The following is a 15,437-nucleotide window of genomic DNA, read 5'->3' as shown; positions in this document are numbered from 1 at the left end:
AGAGATAGAAGATGAGTGATATCCGTACATTTGAAATTTACCGCTACGATCCAGACGTCGATGCAGCTCCACGCATGGAACGCTATGAGTTAGAGCTCACTGGCGAGCGTATGCTGCTAGATGCTTTGATCTCTTTAAAAAAGCAAGACGAAACGATTTCTTATCGTCGTTCATGCCGCGAAGGTGTGTGCGGTTCAGACGCAATGAATATCAACGGTAAAAATGGCTTAGCTTGTCTGACTAATATGTTGACTTTGCCTAAGGTCATCACATTGCGTCCATTGCCTGGCTTACCGGTAGTGCGTGACTTGATTGTTGATATGACTTTGTTCTTCAAGCAATACCTGTCTATCAAGCCTTACTTGGTAAATGACAATCCTCCTCCAGAAAAAGAGCGCCTCCAAAGTCCTGAAGAGCGTGAAGAGTTAAATGGTTTGTATGAGTGCATTTTGTGCGCCTCTTGCTCAACCGCATGTCCATCCTTCTGGTGGAATCCGGATAAGTTTGTTGGCCCAGCAGGTTTGTTACAGGCGTATCGCTTTATTGCTGATAGCCGTGACGAAGAAACCTCGCAGCGTTTAGATAACTTAGAGGACCCGTACCGCTTGTTCCGTTGTCATACCATCATGAATTGCGTAGATGTATGTCCTAAGCACCTCAATCCAACAAAGGCAATCGGCAAGATCAAGGAGTTGATGGTTCGTAGGGCAGTATGACCCTGAATAATGCAGAGCTGTATCGACTCAAGAGTGATGCTCGCAGAGGCTTACTAGAGAATGATTTAATTCTGCAACGTTTTTTTGAGCGCTATGGCGCCCAATTAAGCGCAGAAGATGGAAAGGTTTTGAGTCAGTTATTGGCTTTAGATGACAATGACCTGATGGATTTGTTGATTGGCCGTAAAGATTCTGTAGCGGCGCTGGAGAAAGAGATGCAGTCTGACTCTTTCAAAATGGTTTTACAAAAGTTGAGAGAAAAGTAATTCAGTTTTTGAGTAGGTAGCATATTAATAATATTTTGAATGACTAAGGATTAGAAATGATTGAATCGGACATCAAAGCAAAGCTTTCGTTTTCGGATGGCACTCCAGATATTGATCTGCCAATTTATAAAGGGACTGTGGGCCCTGATGTCATCGATATTCGTAAACTCTATGGTCAGACCGGTAAGTTCACTTACGATTCAGGTTTTCTTTCCACCGCTTCTTGTAACAGCAAAATCACCTATATCGATGGCGATAAGGGTGAGTTACTGTATCGCGGCTATCCAATTGAAGATCTGGCGAATATCTGTGACTTCTTGGAAGTTTGTTATCTCTTAATTAATGGCAATTTGCCAAACGCAAAAGAGAAAAAAGATTTTGAAAATATGGTCATGCACCACACAATGGTTCATGAGCAAATGCAATTCTTCTTACGTGGTTTCCGTCGTGATGCGCATCCAATGTCTGTATTGACTGGTTTAGTTGGCGCAATGGCTGCCTTCTACCATGACAAGATTGATTACACCGATCCATACGCTCGTGAAGTAGCGCAAATTCGTTTGGTTGCAAAGATGCCAACTCTGGTAGCTATGTCTTATAAGTACTCTATAGGTCAGCCATTTATTTATCCAGATAACTCTTTGTCTTACACCGCTAACTTTATGCGCATGATGTTTGCAACGCCATGTGAAGAGTACAAAGTCAATCCAGTATTAGTACGCGCTTTAGATCGCATCTTCATATTGCATGCAGACCATGAGCAAAATGCTTCTACATCCACGGTGCGTTTGTGCGGATCTTCTGGCACTAATCCATTCGCTGCCATTTCTGCTGGTATCGCATGCCTCTGGGGTCCAGCTCACGGTGGAGCAAACGAAGCTTGTTTGCAAATGTTGAATGACATTCAGGCAAATGGTGGCGTTGATAATATTCATCAATTCATTGCTCAGGTGAAGGATAAAAACTCTAGCGTTCGTTTGATGGGCTTTGGCCATCGTGTATATAAAAACTTTGATCCACGTGCAAAGTTGATGCGTGAGACTTGCTACGAAGTATTGAATGAATTGGGCCTAGAAGATGATCCTTTATTCAAATTGGCAATGACACTTGAAAAAATTGCTTTAGAAGACGAATATTTCGTTAGTCGTAAACTGTATCCAAACGTAGACTTCTACTCAGGAATTGTTCAGCGTGCGCTTGGTATCCCAACGGATATGTTTACCTGTATTTTTGCTTTAGCAAGAACAGTTGGTTGGATTGCTCAGTGGGAAGAAATGATTACTGATTCTGAGTACAAGATTGGCCGTCCACGTCAGTTGTATGTTGGTGAAACTACCCGCAAGGTTCCGGACCTCTCGGTTCGCAAGTAAAAGGATTTAAGGCTGCTTATGTCTCGTACGCTTTATGACAAATTGTGGGATGACCACGTTGTTTACTCTGAAGAAGATGGCACAGCGACGATCTATATTGATCGTCATCTCTTGCATGAGGTAACTAGTCCTCAAGCATTTGAAGGATTGAACTTGGCTGGACGTCCGGTCTGGCGTATTTCTGCCAATTTAGCAGTCTCGGATCACAACGTACCAACAACTGATCGCTCTGAAGGTATTACTGATCCCATTTCAAAATTACAAGTAGATACCTTGGATCAAAACTGTGATGCCTTTGGTATTACTCAGTACAAAATGAATGATGCTCGCCAGGGGATTGTTCATGTCATTGGGCCAGAGCAGGGCGCAACTTTACCTGGCATGACTGTGGTGTGCGGTGATTCTCATACTAGTACGCATGGTGCATTTGGTGCCTTGGCCTTTGGTATTGGTACCTCTGAAGTTGAGCATGTATTAGCAACCCAAACTTTGCTCATGAAAAAGAGTAAGAATATGCTGGTCAAAGTAGATGGCCGTTTACAGCCTGGCTCTACTGCTAAAGACATCGTGCTTGCTGTCATTGGAAAGATTGGCACAGCCGGCGGTACGGGTTCCACTATTGAGTTTGCCGGTGAGGCCATCCGCAATCTTTCGATGGAAGGTCGCATGACTCTCTGCAATATGGCAATTGAAGCTGGCGCAAGATCTGGCCTAGTTGCTGTAGATGAAACCACGATTGAATATATTCAAGGTCGTCCATACTCTCCTAAGGGACCAGGGTTATTGCAGGCCATGCAATATTGGAGAACTTTGCACTCTGATGCGGATGCTAAGTTTGATGTAGTAGTCGAATTGCGCGCTGAAGAAATTGCTCCTCAAGTTACTTGGGGAACTTCACCAGAAATGGTGCTTGCTATTGGCGAATCTGTTCCTGACCCAGAAAAAGAGCGCGATCCTAGTAAACGTTCTGCAATGGAGCGCGCTCTGGAGTATATGAACTTGATTCCCAATACACCACTGAGCAGCATCTCAGTGGATAAAGTATTTATCGGCTCTTGCACTAATAGCCGCATAGAAGATATGCGCGCAGCAGCTAAGGTGGTTGATCGCCTTGGCAAGAAAGTAGCCTCTAATGTGAAGTTAGCGCTAGTTGTTCCTGGATCAGGTTTAGTGAAAGCCCAGGCAGAGCGTGAAGGTTTGGACCGCATCTTCAAGGCCGCTGGTTTTGAATGGCGTGAACCGGGTTGCTCTATGTGCTTGGCAATGAACGCTGATCGCCTTGAGCCAGGCGAGCGCTGCGCCTCTACATCCAATCGTAATTTTGAAGGGCGCCAGGGCAACGGCGGTAGAACCCATTTAGTGAGCCCTGCAATGGCTGCAGCTGCTGCGATTGAAGGACATTTTGTTGACATTCGTAAGATTTCATAAAGGTAATCTGAAATGAAATTCTCCCCAGTATCTTTAATCACGAGACTGACTATTGTTGCTATTGCCGGTTTAGCAATTGCTGCTTGCAGCAATACTATGGAAGGCATGGGCAAGGATTTGCAGACTATGGGCAAGTCAATGGAAAGCTCTGGTAGTCCGCAGAATAGTCCGCAGAATAATCAGTCTCAAACTAAGGGTAAAGACGTTATCGTTACCCCAGTGAAGTAACCATCAAGAGCCAATTTAGAATCATGGATAAATTTACGGTATATAAAGGTTTAGTTGCTCCACTCAATCGTGAGAACGTTGATACTGACGCCATCATCCCGAAACAGTTTTTGAAATCGATTAAGAAGACTGGTTTTGGTCAAAATCTATTTGATGAGTGGCGTTACTTAGACCATGGTGAACCAGGACAGGATTGCAGCAACCGCCCAATCAATCCCGATTTCATTCTCAACCAAGCCCGATATAAAGGCGCAGGCATTTTGCTGGCTCGTAAGAACTTTGGTTGTGGCAGTTCGCGTGAACATGCGCCTTGGGCGCTTGATCAATTTGGCTTTAGGGCGGTGATTGCACCTAGCTTTGCCGACATTTTTTACAATAACTGCTTCAAAAATGGCCTTCTACCCATTGTTTTGACCGAATTACAGGTAGACCACTTATTCAACGAAACCTTGGCATTTAGTGGTTACCAGTTGACAGTTGACCTAGAAGCTCAGCAGGTCATGACCCCTGATGGCACTGCCTATAGCTTTGAAGTAGCCCCATTCAGAAAGTATTGCCTTCTTAATGGTCTGGACGATATTGGCTTAACTCTGCGCCATGCAGATAAAATCAAGGCTTATGAAGCTGAGCGCATTCTCAAAATGCCCTGGCTTGCGACACAATTGCCGTAATTTAAGATTTAAAGGCCTTTCATGAAAATTGCAGTTCTACCGGGCGATGGTATCGGCCCGGAAATCGTTGCTCAAGCCGTTCGAGTACTTAAAGCACTCGGCCCAAACTTTGATCTGGAAGAGGCTCCCGTAGGTGGCGCTGCTTATGATGTGGCAGGCCATCCATTGCCGCCAGCAACTCTTGAGTTAGCTAAAAAAGCAGATGCTATTTTGTTTGGTGCGGTGGGGGATTGGAAATATGACACGCTTGCTCGCGAACTGCGTCCAGAGCAGGCCATCCTAGGCTTACGCAAACACTTAGAGTTATTTGCTAATTTCAGGCCAGCGATTTGCTATGCAGAGCTGACGTCTGCCTCTAGTCTAAAGCCGGAAATTATTGGTGGACTCGATATTTTGATCGTGCGTGAACTGAATGGCGATATCTATTTTGGTCAACCCCGTGGTATTCGTACTTCAGAGTTGCCATTATTTAAGGGCGCACGTGAAGGTTTTGACACCATGCACTACAGCGAGCCAGAAGTGGAGCGCATTGCTCACGTTGCCTTTGAAGCGGCGCGCAAGCGTAGCAAAAAAGTCTGCAGCGTTGATAAGGCAAATGTTTTAGAAACATCACAGCTTTGGCGTGAGGTCATGATTCGGGTCTCCCAAGAGTATCCAGACGTAGAGTTATCCCACATGTATGTGGATAACGCGGCAATGCAGCTAGTAAAGGCTCCTAAGGCATTTGATGTAGTGGTGACAGGTAATCTGTTTGGCGACATTCTGTCTGATGAGGCTGCAATGCTGACTGGCTCAATTGGTATGTTGCCGTCCGCATCTTTAGATAAGAACAACAAAGGCCTATATGAACCAAGTCATGGTTCAGCGCCGGATATTGCCGGTAAAGGCATTGCTAATCCTTTGGCGACCATTCTGTCGGCAGCAATGATGCTACGTTATTCCTTGGGAATGCCCGCCCAAGCTGATCGAATTGAAAAGGCAGTGCAAAAAGTATTAGCGCAAGGTTTGCGTACTGCCGATATTTATACCGCGGGCACCCAAAAGGTATCCACTGTACAAATGGGTGATGCAGTAGTCGCAGCACTTTCATAAAACGAAATTGAAAATTGATTAAATAGTTCATCATGGCAAATACAAAAACACCATTGGTTGGTTTAGTTGGCTGGCGCGGCATGGTCGGCAGTGTTCTCATAGATAGAATGTTGGCTGAAAAAGATTTTGACTTGATTGAGCCAGTATTTTTTAGTACCAGCCAAGCAGGCGGTGAAGTGCCATTGATGAATGGTAAAAAAGTCACCAAAAGCGAAAGCGCTTTACAAGATGCGAATGACATCAAGGCCTTGTCACGCTGCGACATCATCCTTACTTGCCAGGGTGGCGACTATACCAACGATATTTTCCCAAAGCTGCGTGCTGCGGGTTGGAATGGCCACTGGATTGATGCAGCTAGCGCACTGCGCATGAAAGAGGATGCTGTATTGGTCCTAGATCCCTTAAACCGCTCCGTGATTGATAAGGCATTGGCCGCTGGAGGCAAGAACTGGATTGGCGCTAATTGCACTGTAAGCTTGATGATGATGGCAATGGGTGGTTTGGTGAAGGCTGATATGGTCGAGTGGATCAGTGCTATGACTTATCAAGCGGCATCTGGTGCTGGAGCGCAGAATATGCGCGAATTGCTTCTACAAATGGGCGCTTTGCGTGACAGCGTCGCTACTGAATTAGCCAATCCTTCATCTTCAATTTTGGATATTGATCGCAAGGTCACCGAGACACTACGTTCGCCAAATTTTCCGAAGGAAAATTTCCGCAATACTGCCTTAGCCGGTAGCGTGATTCCATGGATCGATGTACCAGTAGAGAATGGTCAAACAAAAGAAGAGTGGAAGGGCGGTTCTGAGTTCAATAAGATTCTTGGGCGTCCTGCCTTTCGCACTCCAGGCAGCATTCCTATCGATGGTATTTGTGTGCGCGTTGGCGCCATGCGTTGCCACTCACAAGGGTTAACAGTGAAGTTGAAGAAAGATATTCCACTGAAGGAAATTGAAGCTCTTTTGGCGAACGATAACCAGTGGGTTAAAGTTATTCCGAATGATCGTGAAACCACTGAACGTGAATTATCACCAGCGGCAGTGAGCGGCACTATGACTGTACCAATCGGCCGTCTGCATAAATTGGCGATGGGCCCAGACTATTTAGGTGCATTTACTGTCGGCGATCAACTGTTGTGGGGCGCAGCTGAACCATTACGCCGTATGCTCAGAATTTTGCTTGAAGAGTAACATCAAAATGATGCCATGTCTCAGTAAATCAAACCTACTAAAAGTATTTTACTTTTTGTTTATAGGCTGGTCCTCTGCGGCTGGAGCAATCAATTTAGGATTGCCACAATTATTATCGCAATCTGGTGAGCCTCTTCGAGTTGAGATCCCAATTCGGTTTAGCCAAAATGAGCAGACAGCCTTATCTAGTCTGACTGTTGTTTTACCTGGTAAGTCTGTATATGAGCGCCTTGGCATTCCTCAAAATATTTTAGAGCTCAACCCGCAGGCAATGGTGTATCGCAATCGCCAAGATCAGTTGATGATCCTAGTAGAATCGGTGAATTCTGTACCAATTACAGATAACCCTTTCTTAGATGTCTTGGTGAACCTCAATTGGTCTAGTGGAAGTTTGACTAAAATATATACCTTACTTCTGGGTGATGCTCAGAAGATAGTCGTCAAGTCTGGTCAAAGCCTCTCTCTAGTTGCCACTATTTTGGCGCCACGTTTGGATGGTGCTACTTTGGACCAAACTATGTTGGCATTATTTAAAGCAAATCCAGATGCATTTGCTAGTGGCAGCATTAATAAGTTGATTGTTGGCGCAGAATTAAATAAACCAAGTCAAGCGCTGTTACGTTCAATCAACCCAGTTGAGGCGACTCAGTTCGTGGCTGAGGCTAATGCAGAGTGGCGTGCAGAGCGGGATGCTAATCAATTGCAAGGCCAATCTAAGTCTAGCAATTCTAAGGCTAAAGAGATTACGCCAAAAGATCGACTCAAGATTGGCTCTAGCGCCGATAGCGATGAACAAGAACGCCGCTATACAGAAGAGTTAGTTGCTCAGGAAAAACAATTGGAGTTTGCTAAATCGCGTGTTGCTGAGCTAGAAAATAATATTGCAGATCTGAAGCGTCTCTTAGATAAATCAAAGGAGAAAAAAGCGTTTGAGAATAATTTTGGATTAGGTGGATTTGGCCCAGCTATATTGGCTATTGGCCTTATTGCTTTGACTGGTTTATTGCTATGGGGTTTTGCTCGCAATGCCCGCCGCTCAGAACCTACAAACTTTATTGAGTCAGACAATCATGAGGAGTATGCGTCAGATAAGTCGACTAGTACTAATTTTGAAGTGCCTGAGCGCACCAAAGCGCTTTTTGCCGGCATTGATTTGGATCTTGCTAAGCCGGCAGTAGTCTCTCAAGTAGATCCTTCCGCTATTTCAAATCCTTTGGCAGATACCCTTCGTGTTAAATTAAATCTGGCTCGGGCTTACATCACGATCGAAGATTTCTCTGCCGCCAAAAAATCTTTGGATGAGGTCTTGCAAGCTAGTAATTCAGTAGACCCTACCATCACGGTAGAGGCTCAGGGTCTACTAGCGGAGCTATTAAACCGCAATGTCTAGCATGATGAGGGTATCTCGATGCGGATAGCCTTGGGTCTTCAATACGATGGTAGTCTATATTCTGGCTGGCAAACACAAGTAAATCAAAATTCAGTACAAGATGGGCTGGAAAAAGCAATTTCAGCTTTTGTTGGAGATTCTTGTAAAGACGGTCCGATTAAAACGATTGCTGCAGGTAGAACAGATACTGGTGTCCATGCACTAGGGCAGGTCATTCACTTTGATACCAATGTTCAGCGCGAGGATTTCTCATGGGTTCGAGGAGTAAATTCATTTTTGCCCCCATCGATTGTTGTCAATTGGGCCAAACCCGTTCCCGATACTTTCAGCGCTCGATTCTCCGCATTTGAGCGTACTTATGTTTATGCCATGCATATTGGACCATGTCGGATACCAATGGTGCATTCCCGTGCAGGCTATTTAATGTTACCCCCTCATCAGCAGCTTGATGTTGCTGCAATGAAGAATTCTGCTGAGTGCTTAATTGGCGAACATGACTTCAGCTCTTTTAGATCATCAGAGTGTCAGAGTAAGACACCGGTTAAAACAATCTATGCCATAGACATTGTTTCTGATGGGCCATGGTTGTATTTTCGGATTTGCGGTAATGCTTTCTTGCATCATATGGTGCGCAATTTAGTGGGATGCTTTCTGCAAATTGGGCAGGGCAGGCAAAAACCAGAATGGATGACTGCAGTTTTGGCTGCCAAAGATAGGCGAATTGCGGCGCCCACTTTTATGCCTGATGGCCTCTACTTGGCCAAAATTGCTTACCCAGATGAATTTGGTATTCCAGCCCCATGGCTTCAAAACTCCTGGCTGCCCTCCCAAATCACAAAGCTCTGAGGCCTTATCATTCATTTATGGGCTTATTGACATTCTCTTCTGGGCGAACCCGAGTCAAAATTTGCGGTTTAAAGACCTCTGAAGGTGTTGACGCGGCTGTTGCTGCCGGGGTTGATGCGGTCGGCTTTGTCTTTTACCCCCCAAGTGTGCGTGCAGTAAGCCCAAATGTGGCCGCTCAGCTTATTTCCAGGCTCCCAGCAGGGGTAGATTCCGTAGGATTAGTCGTAAATGCCACGGATGCGGAATTTGCCGCAATTAAGGCAAGCGCCCCAATCACTGTATGGCAGTTTCATGGGGATGAGACCCCAGAACGCTGTATCCAGCTTTCAGATGGCCAGCCTTGGATAAAAGCGGCCCGTGTGGGCCAAGACTTCGCGTTTAGCGAATTTTCCCTACAATATAGGCAAGCAAACGCTTTTCTGCTGGATGCCCTCGTCGAGGGTTATGGTGGCGGAGGCGTTCCTTTTGATTGGCAAGGAATTCCACAGACATGGGTAAGCGAAAACGCGCCTCGGGTCGTTTTGAGTGGTGGATTGAACACGCACAACGTGGGCGAGGCGATTGCTCGCCTGCATCCTTGCGCGGTTGACGTCTCTAGTGGCGTTGAAAGCAGCAGGGGTGTTAAAGATCCTGCGCTCATGGCTGAATTTGTAAAAGCAGTGCGCGCGGCAGATGAGAAATCATCATCCCAATAATTTGCTGTAGATAAATCAAAAGAGGTAGCTATGTACGACAAGCCAGATGCACGAGGACACTTTGGTCCTTACGGCGGCGTGTTTGTTTCTGAGACATTGATGTTTGCATTGGATGAGCTCAAAGAAGCCTACGCTAAATATCAAAACGATCCAGAGTTCATTGAAGAGTTCCATTACGAACTTAAACACTTTGTAGGTAGACCATCACCGGTTTATCACGCTAAACGTTGGAGTGAAATGCTGGGTGGAGCGCAAATCTATCTCAAGCGCGAAGACTTAAACCATACGGGTGCACATAAGATCAACAATGTGATTGGTCAAGCGATGCTGGCTAAGCGCATGGGTAAGCCACGCATTATTGCCGAGACAGGCGCAGGGCAGCACGGTGTTGCTACTGCAACCATTTGTGCACGCTTTGGTCTGGACTGTACGGTATATCAAGGCTCTGTGGATGTAGCTCGTCAGGCACAAAACGTCTACCGCATGAAATTACTTGGCGCCAAAGTAGTTCCTGTGGAATCAGGAACGAAAACATTAAAAGATGCACTCAATGAAGCGATGCGCGATTGGGTTACTAATGTAGAGAACACTTTCTACATCATTGGCACCGTAGCAGGGCCGCACCCTTATCCTATGATGGTCAGAGACTTTCAGAGTGTAATTGGTGAAGAGTGCAAAGTACAAATGCCTGAGATGACTGGGCGACAGCCAGACTACGTTTTAGCTTGCGTTGGCGGGGGCTCAAATGCCATGGGTATTTTTTATCCTTACATTGATTTCCCAGAAGTAAAGTTAGTTGGTGTAGAAGCTGCAGGACATGGACTTGGTAGCGGTTTGCATTCGGCTGCACTGTGTGTTGGTAAGCCCGGCGTATTGCATGGCAATCGCACTTACTTATTGCAAGATGAGAACGGCCAGATTTCTGAAACGCATTCTGTCTCAGCTGGAATGGACTATCCCGGTGTTGGTCCCGAGCATGCTTGGTTAAAAGATTCTGGTCGCGCTGACTATGTTGCCATTACTGATGAAGAAGCACTCAAGGCCTTCCATGATTGCTGCCAAATTGAAGGCATTATTCCTGCGCTAGAGTCAGCTCATGCGATTGCTTATGCCTGCAAGCTGGCCAAGACTTTACCAAAAGAAAAGACTATTCTGGTAAACCTCTCTGGCCGCGGTGATAAAGATATGCATACCGTTGCGCAAGCAACCGGCTCCGAAGGTTAAGCAACTCTTATGTCAAAAATCATGGCTTAGTTCCGCGCAATATGATGGGTGATTCAGAAGCTAATCTAAAGCTCACGCCGCCAACACCGGCTACTTACTTTAAAGAACAGATGTTTGTGCAACGTAATTGGTTAGCAATGTTCCAATTTCCACTAGTTGAGCTTTTTTCTTATAAGACTAGGAACTAAGCAGAGTTAACTTTTTTTGTATGGAATCTGGCAGGGTTGAAAACCAAGCTTTATCGTTACCCACGGATGGCAAAATTTGTCCATACTCAATCATTAGAGATGGTGTAAGTTCATCGAGATACGCCCATATTTGATGGCTAGAAAGCTTAGTAGTTATCTGAATCGCAATTTCAATCTCAACAAGTAATTGCTTTTTGATCTGCTCACTACGTCCAAGTCGAATCTGACCACTTAAAAAGATATGGGGCTGATCAAGTAAAACTCCACCTATAAAACAATCATGAAGATCAAGCTCTTTAAAGATGACTTGAGCAAAATAAGCCTCAGCACCAGTGACATCAGCATGAATCTTGGTAACTTCTTGTGCTAGAGTGAATTTTTGGTGGGTATTTAAAGATACACCTGCGTAGTAGATACTGTATGTAGCCATCTAAGTCCCTAAACAAGATAATCTTGAATCTTAGTTTCCTTTTATTAAATGTTTATTACATGCAGGGTCTAAATATCAGTTTTGGCCTGCCCAGCACGAATCGAAGTTACGAATTAAGCCTTGGACCCCCTAAAAATGAGCTAAATCAATAGTTTAGTTAACGACTAGAACATATCAGAATCATTGATTGCCCCATTAAGATACCTGTATGAATACTTGGTTTAATTCTGTAGATATCTATTGCGAGCGCTTAGATGCCAGTTTTTGGGCTGAGCCCATTAATGCCATTAGCAATCTGTCATTTATCGCGGCAGGATTTTTCCTGTGGCGCCTAAGATCTCTCCGCTCCACTCTGATGGCTATTTTAGTGATCCTGATTGGCCTAGGCAGTTTTAGCTTTCATACTTTTGCTAATCGCCTTACTGGGCTACTAGATGTCTTGGCAATCGCCCTATATTTATTAGCCTTTGCATTTCTGATCCCTAAGCAGTGGTCAAGAAACTCGCTATTGATTCAGTTGGGATCAGTTCTCCTACTGATCGTCAGTATTGTTTTGGCTCAATTATTAATGAGTTACTTAAAACCTGCCCTACCATGGTTACCCCCCGGTATGTACCTAGGCGCTTGGTTGGCGCTAATTGTTTATACATCGACAACCCAATACTCGAATCCGTCAGCAGCTCTTTTCTTATGGCTGGCGGTCATCATTTTTCCATTCTCCCTACTGAGTCGACAACTTGATATAACCATGTGTGACTTCATTGGTGGTTCGCATTGGTTATGGCATCTACTTAATGGGCTAACCTTATATTTGAGTAGTTATGGACTTTGTCTAAAACCACGTTCTAAATATCAGCTTAAAAATGGGGTTGCGTAATGAACTGTGCAATAACTTAAGTGGGCAGAATAATCCTAAGATATTGACGCATTACTCTGATATTCGAGGCTTTGTATTTTGCAATAGGTAAAGGATGCCCATCCCTTAAATAAGAGCTTGAAGCCTAATACCTATCTCAGAACATGACAGCCAGTTGGTATCAAGTTATGTGTCGGGAAGCCAGAGGATTGGTTTGCAATTCTTAAGGCAATGATTGAAACAGGCTTAGTTCCAGATTTTATTGTTGTTGATGGCAGCGAGGGTGGGACTGGAGCAGCTCCTGTTGAGTTTATCGATCATATTGGGATGCCAATGCGCGATAGCCTACGATTAATTCATACCACCCTGATTGCAGCAAATCTTCGACAAAAGGTCCGATTAGGCGCTGCTGGAAAAATTATTTCTGCATTTGATATTGTTAGAGTAACCGCAATAGGTGCTGATTGGTGTAATTCAGCTAGGGGGTTTATGTTTGCAATTGGGTGCATTCAATCTAGAACTTGTAATACAGATAGATGCCCGACCGGTGTAGCAACCCAGAATCATTTAAGGTAAAGAGCCCTTGACACCTTGGATAAGGGTGAGCGCGTCTATTATTACCATCGCAATACACTTCATGCCCTCTCTGAGATACTCATGGCTGCAGGCTTGACTCATGTATCAGAACTCAATCCAGAATACATTATGAAGCGAGATGAGAACAGCATAGTTCAACCATTTTCTAAGAGCCTTATGCATATGGAGGCTGGTTCTCTTATAGATCAATCTCCAGAAATGGCCTTTAATGGTGACTATCACTATTTAGCAAGTACCTGGAGAAAGGCTAATCCAAGGCTTTGGTAATGCTTGAAATTGAGCGCTGTACGAACCCTAAATCTTGCTCAATGTATCCTGAACAGATCCGAAAGAATGATCTACCCAGCAGGATTCGTACGTGCGAACTACGCCATAGAAGGGTTTATAGCTTCTGGAAATCCTGAATATTTTAAAGACTTGCACCATAAGAACGGCGCTGTGTAATAGACTGATCAACGCTTTGATGGGGTTTATTAGATTACGCACTCACTTAAGTCCCATACAGTTTGCATAGTAAGTAACTGTTGCAGGCCAGTCTGAAAATACCCCTTTAACACTAACTTGCTTAGCTAGTACATCTAAAACCTCATAAATTTGACCATCGGTGTAAATGGCAGATTTAATTGACTGGTGATACCAACCACCACCCTTATTCATCGGTCCATCACGCTCTAGAGACCATGTAATGATATTTAAACCAGCGTCCTTTGCTGCCCTAGCATAAGCCGATGGAATGATTTCTCTATCGCCGCCTGTGGTCAACAACACCCATATAGGAGGAGCAATATATCGTACACCTTTCGCATAGAGCTCTTGCATAGTTGGTTTTAGCAATTCAGGCTGGGCAGCATTAAATTCTTTCTGCTCATATCTACCATCCAAATAAATTGCTTGCTTACCAAACTCTGGTTCATTCTGAATCCAATAAATTACATCATTCAAATTAAATGATTGAGGAAAGACATCTTTAGGAGAAACGCCAGCTTGCTTATAGTCATTTATGAGAGCTTGTGCATACTGCTCTTGAGTAAATCCTAAATAAGGCATAGGCACAACTGCCTCTTTTAACTCAGGAGTAAATTTACCGCCAAATTGCTTAAATAAAGCAATGGATTCTTGGTGTGTTAATAAAGTTCCACCAGCTTCTGAATACAATTCAGTCCTCCAGCTTGGTGTGCCCACCATATATAACTGAACATCCTTGGCATTTTTATTAAACCCCGCCATCTTGCCGCGCAGGGTTTTAAATTCTTCCAAGGTGATATCGGTTGTACGGCACTCCGCTACTGCAGGCTCTGTTCCATTGGCTGGAACAAAAGATTTAGTGCACTTTTCTTGCAAGCTTGTTAACAAAATATTCGTTGTTGCTTGTAAATCATTTTGCGCATGGCGACAAACCAATTGTTTGTCCTGGGTAAATGTAACATCACACTCAAAAATTCCAGCACCCATTAGAGCGGCAGCTTTATTTGACTGCACTGTATGCTCAGGAAACTCCAAGGGTGCGCCGCGATGTGCTATCGAAAATGATGTGCGCTGAGGGGTATTGTTAAGGCAACTTTTTAGCTTACTTTTTAATGGCCCTTCTTTCATGGTATCAACTAAATAAAAGGGTCTTACACCGTATTGGGTAGATTGGGCAAATACCGAGAGGCTGATACAAAGCAGAGTTAGGGCAACTAAAGCAACTTTTAATCTGATATTTGACATAAAAATCAACAAGTTAATGTTATTGATGAGTTAAATCATTACTCATTAATAATGACAGCGGCTTTTGATTTAATGATTTTTTCAAGCTCATGGCTTGAAAGGTAGCAGATTGTTGCCTTAGATTTGGCAACCTCATATTGCTCATATTCAATTGCTTTGATTGGATATCGCCCAGCCTTCAATGGCGTTAGTCCAATCACATCATCATCCAGAACTGTTTTAGCTAAAAAACTATCGATTACCATTAATTGCATATTCAGATATTACTAAAGAAATATGACAGATCCTTTTGAATGCTGTCTCAAGTAGCAGGGCTGACTGCGAAGCATTGATTTAAAAAAAGGATGGGGTAGAACTTTGGTGGCCTGCCCAGCACGATTCGAACGTGCGACCTACGCCTTAGAAGCTTTAAAAATGATATAAATCAATAGCTTACACAATAGCATAAGCCTGGCAAGATTTGGTGTCCTATACGCACCGAGATTTGTGGCGCGGAGTGGAATTCACTGGATCTGACGTGGTATCTGCAGGCGGTCAAAT

General features: G+C 44.3%; 16 protein-coding genes and 1 pseudogene. 14 read left to right on the top strand and 3 right to left on the bottom strand.

The window, feature by feature from the left end:
• The first annotated feature begins 11 nt into the window (after positions 1-11).
• The 12 genes from CBI31_RS04165 (at position 12) to trpB (ending at position 11,116) form a co-directional block, all read left to right on the top strand.
• Complete coding sequence (locus CBI31_RS04165) at positions 12-716, top strand: succinate dehydrogenase iron-sulfur subunit (protein ID WP_088525162.1); 705 nt, start codon at positions 12-14, stop codon at positions 714-716.
• Positions 713-982, top strand: a complete 270-nt coding sequence (locus CBI31_RS04160; RefSeq protein ID WP_088525161.1) for a succinate dehydrogenase assembly factor 2 — start codon at positions 713-715, stop codon at positions 980-982. The genes CBI31_RS04165 and CBI31_RS04160 overlap by 4 nt, the downstream gene beginning before the upstream one ends.
• A gap of 56 nt (positions 983-1,038) precedes the next feature.
• On the top strand, positions 1,039-2,352 hold the full coding sequence (gene gltA / locus CBI31_RS04155; RefSeq protein WP_088525160.1) for a citrate synthase: 1,314 nt from the start codon (positions 1,039-1,041) through the stop codon (positions 2,350-2,352).
• 18 nt (positions 2,353-2,370) lie between these two features.
• Positions 2,371-3,780 (top strand): 3-isopropylmalate dehydratase large subunit, encoded by a 1,410-nt coding sequence (gene leuC / locus CBI31_RS04150; protein WP_088525159.1) that lies wholly within the window; start codon positions 2,371-2,373, stop codon positions 3,778-3,780.
• 12 nt (positions 3,781-3,792) lie between these two features.
• Positions 3,793-4,008 (top strand): hypothetical protein, encoded by a 216-nt coding sequence (locus CBI31_RS04145; RefSeq protein WP_088525158.1) that lies wholly within the window; start codon positions 3,793-3,795, stop codon positions 4,006-4,008.
• 23 nt (positions 4,009-4,031) lie between these two features.
• Positions 4,032-4,679: a 3-isopropylmalate dehydratase small subunit gene (gene leuD, locus CBI31_RS04140; RefSeq protein ID WP_088525157.1), complete on the top strand. Its 648-nt coding sequence runs from the start codon at positions 4,032-4,034 to the stop codon at positions 4,677-4,679.
• A 21-nt stretch (positions 4,680-4,700) separates the two neighbouring features.
• Positions 4,701-5,771, top strand: coding sequence for a 3-isopropylmalate dehydrogenase (leuB, locus tag CBI31_RS04135; RefSeq protein WP_088525156.1), 1,071 nt, complete (start codon positions 4,701-4,703; stop codon positions 5,769-5,771).
• A gap of 32 nt (positions 5,772-5,803) precedes the next feature.
• Positions 5,804-6,961: an aspartate-semialdehyde dehydrogenase gene (gene asd, locus CBI31_RS04130; protein WP_088525155.1), complete on the top strand. Its 1,158-nt coding sequence runs from the start codon at positions 5,804-5,806 to the stop codon at positions 6,959-6,961.
• Between the two features lie 100 nt (positions 6,962-7,061).
• On the top strand, positions 7,062-8,351 hold the full coding sequence (locus CBI31_RS04125; protein ID WP_240553725.1) for a FimV/HubP family polar landmark protein: 1,290 nt from the start codon (positions 7,062-7,064) through the stop codon (positions 8,349-8,351).
• Positions 8,352-8,369: 18 nt separating this feature from the next.
• Complete coding sequence (truA, locus tag CBI31_RS04120) at positions 8,370-9,197, top strand: tRNA pseudouridine(38-40) synthase TruA (protein ID WP_088525154.1); 828 nt, start codon at positions 8,370-8,372, stop codon at positions 9,195-9,197.
• A gap of 17 nt (positions 9,198-9,214) precedes the next feature.
• Positions 9,215-9,892 carry a phosphoribosylanthranilate isomerase gene (locus CBI31_RS04115; protein ID WP_088525153.1) on the top strand — a complete coding sequence of 226 codons (678 nt, stop codon included), beginning with the start codon at positions 9,215-9,217 and terminating at the stop codon, positions 9,890-9,892.
• 30 nt (positions 9,893-9,922) lie between these two features.
• Entirely contained in the window at positions 9,923-11,116 is a 1,194-nt protein-coding gene (gene trpB / locus CBI31_RS04110) for a tryptophan synthase subunit beta (protein ID WP_088525152.1), read from the top strand.
• Between the two features lie 177 nt (positions 11,117-11,293).
• On the opposite strand, the gene CBI31_RS04105 is transcribed toward trpB, so the two are convergent.
• The gene (locus CBI31_RS04105) at positions 11,294-11,734 is read right to left on the bottom strand and encodes a tautomerase family protein (RefSeq protein WP_088525151.1); all 441 of its coding nucleotides are present in this window, start codon (positions 11,732-11,734) and stop codon (positions 11,294-11,296) included.
• A 208-nt stretch (positions 11,735-11,942) separates the two neighbouring features.
• Between CBI31_RS04105 and CBI31_RS04100 the strand changes: the two genes are divergently transcribed.
• Both CBI31_RS04100 and CBI31_RS04095 read left to right on the top strand, forming a co-directional pair.
• Positions 11,943-12,611, top strand: coding sequence for a ceramidase domain-containing protein (locus CBI31_RS04100; RefSeq protein WP_088525150.1), 669 nt, complete (start codon positions 11,943-11,945; stop codon positions 12,609-12,611).
• Positions 12,612-12,758: 147 nt separating this feature from the next.
• A pseudogene (locus CBI31_RS04095) lies at positions 12,759-13,373 on the top strand (glutamate synthase-related protein); the annotation flags it as partial.
• Positions 13,374-13,673: 300 nt separating this feature from the next.
• On the opposite strand, the gene CBI31_RS04090 reads toward CBI31_RS04095, so the two are convergent.
• Positions 13,674-14,897, bottom strand: a complete 1,224-nt coding sequence (locus tag CBI31_RS04090) for a glycerophosphodiester phosphodiesterase family protein (RefSeq protein WP_088525149.1) — start codon at positions 14,895-14,897, stop codon at positions 13,674-13,676.
• Positions 14,898-14,935: 38 nt separating this feature from the next.
• The gene (locus CBI31_RS04085) at positions 14,936-15,151 is read right to left on the bottom strand and encodes a hypothetical protein (protein ID WP_088525148.1); all 216 of its coding nucleotides are present in this window, start codon (positions 15,149-15,151) and stop codon (positions 14,936-14,938) included.
• Between the last annotated feature and the right edge of the window lie 286 nt (positions 15,152-15,437).

The sequence above is a fragment of the Polynucleobacter campilacus genome (genome assembly GCF_002206625.1).
Lineage (GTDB): Bacteria > Pseudomonadota > Gammaproteobacteria > Burkholderiales > Burkholderiaceae > Polynucleobacter > Polynucleobacter campilacus.
Note: the sequence above shows the minus strand (reverse complement) of the source record. Positions and strands in the feature narration are given on the sequence as shown.